This window comes from Bradyrhizobium sp. Kon37 (assembly GCF_055807535.1).
This window is the reverse complement of the sequence record NZ_JBVVOY010000171.1, coordinates 1-372: the sequence shown is the minus strand read 5'-3', so window position 1 is coordinate 372 and position 372 is coordinate 1. Positions and strand designations below refer to the sequence as shown.

General features: G+C 62.4%; 1 protein-coding gene. It reads left to right on the top strand.

The genetic code is table 11. From position 1 onward, the window contains the following. A partial coding sequence (traF, locus tag AC0L3J_RS37655; protein WP_473350470.1) for a conjugative transfer signal peptidase TraF occupies positions 1-372 on the top strand: 372 nt, incomplete at both ends.

Sequence of the window (372 nt, the reverse complement as noted above, 5' to 3'; positions counted from 1 at the left end):
GGTCGGCCTGTACTGGAAATCGAATGCGCCGGTGGAGAAGGGGGCTTACGTCATGTTCTGCCCGCCGCAAGTCGGCGTGTTTTCGGACGCCAAGGAGCGGGGCTACATCGCCGGCGGTTTCTGCCCCGGCGACTACGGCTACATGATGAAGCGAGTTTTAGCCGCTAAAGGCGACGAGGTTGCCATCACCGACGCCGGCGTGCGCGTGAATGGCGGGCTGCTGCCTCACAGCGCGCTCATCAAGGCCGATCCATCAGGACGGCCGCTGCCTCGTTATCAGTCCGACAGCTACACCCTGGGGACCGCCGAGGTTCTGCTTATGTCCGACGTAAGCGACACGTCTTTCGACGGCCGTTCTCGAAGTCCATCTTG